Annotated in this window: 5 protein-coding genes; 2 read left to right on the forward strand and 3 right to left on the reverse strand. The window is 38.4% G+C overall.

Annotation, left to right across the window (positions count from 1 at the left end):
• The 3 genes from H7254_RS04400 to H7254_RS04410 all read right to left on the reverse strand — a co-directional run.
• Positions 1-1,364, reverse strand: a 1,364-nt coding sequence (locus H7254_RS04400; RefSeq protein WP_301931833.1) for a UDP-N-acetylmuramate--L-alanine ligase, incomplete at its 3' end; no start/stop codon positions are given.
• 15 nt (positions 1,365-1,379) lie between these two features.
• Complete coding sequence (locus H7254_RS04405; protein ID WP_301931834.1) at positions 1,380-2,600, reverse strand: TCR/Tet family MFS transporter; 1,221 nt, start codon at positions 2,598-2,600, stop codon at positions 1,380-1,382.
• A gap of 105 nt (positions 2,601-2,705) precedes the next feature.
• A complete protein-coding gene (locus tag H7254_RS04410) occupies positions 2,706-3,041 on the reverse strand; it encodes a DMT family protein (RefSeq protein ID WP_301931835.1) in 336 nt (111 codons plus the stop codon).
• 207 nt (positions 3,042-3,248) lie between these two features.
• Between H7254_RS04410 and H7254_RS04415 the strand changes: the two genes are divergently transcribed.
• Positions 3,249-4,241 (forward strand): hypothetical protein, encoded by a 993-nt coding sequence (locus tag H7254_RS04415; protein ID WP_301931836.1) that lies wholly within the window; start codon positions 3,249-3,251, stop codon positions 4,239-4,241.
• 702 nt (positions 4,242-4,943) lie between these two features.
• The coding region (locus H7254_RS04420; RefSeq protein ID WP_301931837.1) for a DUF4331 family protein at positions 4,944-5,149 on the forward strand (206 nt) is incomplete at its 3' end.

Genomic DNA, 5,149 nt, shown 5'->3' on the forward strand with positions numbered 1-5,149 from the left:
ATTTCTTTTCCAAATTGTTCCAGGCCCGGGTCTCTTGCACCCATTAATAACAAAACACAATTGCTGGTAAGATGTGGCCTTGCCGTCTCCAGAAAATCATTTCTATCTTCTACAAAAAAAGCATTTTTACCCAATGCTTTTAAATCTTCTATCAAATCGCTTGCAGATATATCTTTTACCGCAGTGCCTCCGGCATAAAAAATTTCACTCATCCATATTTCATCCTGCGGCCGCAATGCCTCGGCTATTTCCTTTACAAAATCATTGCGTAAAAAACGGGTAGGCCCATAACCATGTGGTTGAAACCAGGCAATTACTTTATCAGCTACCGGCTGGCAAGCTTCCATACTGCGGGCGCATTTTACCGGGTTATGCGCATAGTCATCAATTAGCCACACGCCATGCTTGTAGCCTAATACCTGGTGGCGGCGATAAATACCTTTATAGTTTTTTAATGCGGCAGCACAGATTGAAAGGTCAACACCTAAGTGGTTCGCCACTGCTGTTGCAGCCAATGCATTTTCCATATTCAGCTTTCCTACTGTATTTAAATTAAAATCAGTTCCATTGATATTGAATGAAATGGTGAGCCCGTTTTGCACAAAGGCTACAGCTTTATACCCGGCATCGTTATCAGTACCAACACCAAAATCATGAGCCGCATTTACCGACAATTGTTTTGCCAGTAAATTAGATTGGTTTACAACAAAAAGCTGTTGTGTATTTTTTTTAAAGATGCCGAAAATTTCCATCAGTTCATCAATCTCCTGGTGGTCTTTATCAATATTTAGCAACAGCCCAACTTCAGGATGGTATTGCACAATAGAACCATCGCTTTCATCGGCTTCAATTACCAGCCAATCTCCCTTACCCACTTTTGCATTGCCTATTTTACCTTCTTTAATAATGCTGATAAGACCAGCCCCGCTGATGATACCAGGTTGTAATCCACCCGCACTTAAAATATCGTACAACATAGCACTGGTAGTACTTTTGCCTGATGTACCCCCTACTGCAATGGTCTTTTTGCTTTTGGCAATCAGGGCCAATACTTCGCTGCGTTTTAAAATAGGAATGTTCAGTAGTTTAGCTTTCTGCACTTCCGCTACCGTATCTTCAATTGCTGTTGAAACTACTACCAGGTCGGTATTTGCAGTAATGCCTTCGCCGTTTTGTAAAAAACAATGTATTCCTTCGGCGGATAATTTTTCTTTGATGTCATTGAATTCTCCTTCTTTAAAATAGCGGTCGCTGCCACTAACATTCTTTTCAACACCGGCAAGGTATTGTGCAATAGCACTCATACCGGTACCCGCAATGCCAATAAAAAAAACGTTTTTAAAATCATTGATATCATGGATCATCGGTGCAATAATTTATTATGAGATGGTTTTGTTATGCCGCAGGGTACGATAGGCCAGTACTAAACTAATGACCATAAAAATGCCTCCTAAAAAAAATGCTGCACCAGCAAAATGCACTGGCGCATTTGCTTTTGAAAAGTAAGAAAATAATCCAGTCATTAGTATCGGGCCGATAATATTGGTAACACTTATGATGCTGGTAAGGCCCCCCTGCAACTCGCCTTGCTCGTTCGCCGGCACTTGTCCGCTAATGATGGATTGCAATGCCGGGCCGCAAAGGCCACCTAGGCAATAAGGTACTAAAAATAAAAACATCATCCAGCTTTGTGTAGCAATGGAAAATAAAAACAAGCCAATAGCATACAATGCCAGACCTGCATACACACTTTTTTTATTGCCCAGCCAGGGGTTAACAATTCGTATCAATCCGCCCTGAACTGCCCCCACCAGTAAGCCAACCAGGCCAAGAGAAATACCAATAGTCCGGGGTGTCCAGTTAAATTGTTTTATCCCAAAAAAAGACCAGGTACTTTGCACTGCATTTGCTCCCAGGTAAATCAGGAAAAAAGAAAGGATCAATCCACTAACTGCAGGATATTTTTGCAATTGTTTTAAACTGCCAACGGGATTGGCCCGTTTCCATTGAAACTCTCTGCGGTTTTCAACAGTCAGCGATTCGGGTAATACAAAATATCCATACAGGCAATTAATTAAGCTCAAACAGGCAGCTACAACAAACGGAACCCTTACTCCGTATTCGCCCAGCAATCCGCCCATAACGGGGCCCAGTATAAATCCCAGACCAAATGCTGCCCCTACCATTCCAAAATTTTGCGCCCTGTTTTCAGGGGTGCTGATATCTGCAATGTAAGCAGTAGCAGTGGTAAAACTGGCACCTGCAAAGCCTGCAATTAAACGGCCAACAAATAACCATCCAATGGAGGGCGCCAGTGCAAGAAAAATATAATCTATGCCCAAACCCAACAAAGACAATAACAGTATCGGGCGTCTCCCATATTTATCACTAAGGTTGCCTAATAAGGGAGCAAATAAAAACTGCATTATAGCATAGGCAAAAGCAAGATAGCCGCTGTATTTTGATGCTTCGCTGACTGTACCATGTATTAGTTGCTCTATCAGTCCTGGTACAACAGGTATAATGAGGCCAATACCTGTAACATCTATTAATAAAGTGATGAAGATAAAACTGATTGCTGCAGAACGGTTAGAAGCCATGTTTATAAGTAGTTATCAAACAAAGATAAGTCGCAACTCCATACCCTCAGAATGGTCAAAAAATTAAAGTCTATTTACGCAAAAACAGTTTGTAAGTTTCAGGATTTATTTTTTAAACATGAAATAAACGGCACCCAATAAAAAGGCAAAGCTTACCAGGTACTTCCATTGCAGAGGTTCTTTAAGATATAAAACTGCAAAAATAGCAAAAACTACCAAGGTAATTACTTCCTGCGTAATTTTTAACTGAAACCCGCTCATGCCATTCAGGTAGCCGATCCTGTTGGCAGGTATCATCAGACTGTATTCAAAAAATGCAATGCACCAACTCAGGAGAACGGCCTTCCACATAGTTAATCCTTTTTCTTTTAAAAGTCCATACCATGCAAACGTCATGAAAATATTTGAAGCTATTAATAAGCCAATTGTTTTAAAATTCATAAATGATGATGTTGAACGACAAAAATAATAAAACCAAAGCAGCAAAGAATATTCAATGCGTTTCTTAAACCTGCCAAAACTGGGATAGTTTTAAAAAAGTTTCGGTACGATCCATTAAAATTATTTTAACTTATTTGTTAACATATCCACATTTATAATTAATTATATTTTCACAATCCCTATTTTTATAATCAAAACCAAATCAATATGGCATTTGAAAATTTTCCTCCGTCTGAGTCTACGCCGTCAACTAATCCTAGGGAACAAAAAAAAGACTGGCGTACTCTATTATCTATTCCTTTAATTATTGCACTCTTGGCAACATGGGGCTATATTATTTGGGATAAAAGCAAAACAAAAGATGAGATTCAAAAAAAAGACTTCCAGTATTCAGCAGTAATTTCAGAAAAAGATACGCTGCAGAGTTTGTTGGAAGAAGCCACAATGCGGTATGATATTTTAAAAACTACCAACGCAAAAAATGATAGTACCATCACCTCAAAAGACAGGAACATTGCCGCAAAAAAAGCGCAAATACAAAGTATACTGTCCAAGCAACATGCTACTGCGGCTGAATTAAAGCAGGCAAAGGAAATGATTGCTTCTCTTAATACAGATATTGCAGACTACAAAGCCCAGGTAGAACTTTTAAAGGGTCAAAATGTAGTATTGACACAGGAAAAGGAAGTGGTAACAAAGGAAAGGAATAAAGTGAGACAGGAATATGATTCTGCAAAAACTGTCATTAAGCAAAGAGAAGATATTATCGACGTAGGTTCAACACTTCATGCGGCAAATTTTACAATACTCGGTATTGAGGATAAAAGAAATGGTAAAGAAAAAGAAACTACCAAAGCAAAAAAAGTGGATAAAATCCGAATATCTTTTGACCTGGATGAAAACAGAATTGCAACATCCGGCACGAAAGATATTTACATACTTGTAACGGCACCAGACGGGAAACCGATAGCGGTAGAAGCACTTGGCTCAGGAATGTTTACAACAAGGGAAGGCGACCAAAAATCCTACACGCAAAAAGTTAACGTAAATTATAGCCAAGGGCAGAAGCAAAGGGTTAGTTTTGACTGGAAACAAAATTCACCATACACTACAGGCGACTATAAAATAGAAGTTTATCACAATGGGTTTAAAATTGGTGAAGGTACACGGCATTTTAAAAAAGGCGGTTTGTTCGGATAAATCTTATCAACATTCTTTTATAAAAATCCCGGAATTATCCGGGATTTTTTTGTTTGGTAATGTAACCATTTCTAAAAAAATTCTTTTAAAAGGCTCTTAGTATTGGTTTACACACCCACAAAGTAAATTAGTAAACTATCAGTAATTACTTTTATAAAAAAGTAAAATTACCTGATTGATAGTTATTGTTTTAGCCCCATTGTCCTTCGTATCAGCTACACACAAATATTCAGGTGGTTGTCTGCTGACGGGACCCAATACTTTGCCGGTTATTTTTAGGCATCAAAGCAAGCTGTTCCTCCCAGGTACGCCGAAAAACAATGGACCAGGTAAAATGCCATTAATTTTCCTTAATTACAAAAAATTTAAGACGGCTTTTCATAGCTACAGAGTTTCTAAAATCTGGTAGCATTCAATTTTACAAAATAAAACGAATCAGACAGGTCAAAAAAATATTTAAAAAATAAATAAAATGTTAAATCTATTATTTTCATTTCGGCGTATATAGCACTGAGCTCACCAGTCTATTATCCTGTAAAATATTAATTGCTTTCATTTACCTCCCGATTTATTATGTAGAGCTTTTTAACCAAAGCAAGAGTCTGGCTTTGCCGTGCCAAAAAACGTACCATACTAAAACTACTTTTTATTTTTACCCCTTAAAACATCGTAATCTATTTTTTTAAACACAAAACATTCAAAATGAAAAGAAAAATTTCAGCAGCAATTCTTCTATTTGCAATGCTTGTAAATACTACAGCACCAGCATTTGCATCGTCTCACAGGGAAGCACCTTTGATTGCCAACGACCCGCTGGCAGATAATACAGATGTGTATGCTTTCCGCAGCCCCGATGATCCGAATAAGGTAACCATCATTGCCAACTATGTTCCCGGGCAGTTGCCGCA

Origin of the sequence: Ferruginibacter sp. (assembly GCF_014377975.1) — a bacterium.
Taxonomy (GTDB): Bacteria; Bacteroidota; Bacteroidia; order Chitinophagales; family Chitinophagaceae; genus Ferruginibacter.

What these genes read in the sequence shown, in the direction of transcription:
- H7254_RS04415 (WP_301931836.1), top strand. Translation starts at nt 3,249, where the DNA reads ATGGCATTTGAAAATTTTCCTCCGTCTGAGTCTACGCCGTCAACTAAT.
- H7254_RS04405 (WP_301931834.1), bottom strand. Translation starts at nt 2,600, where the DNA reads ATGGCTTCTAACCGTTCTGCAGCAATCAGTTTTATCTTCATCACTTTA.
- H7254_RS04410 (WP_301931835.1), bottom strand. Translation starts at nt 3,041, where the DNA reads ATGAATTTTAAAACAATTGGCTTATTAATAGCTTCAAATATTTTCATG.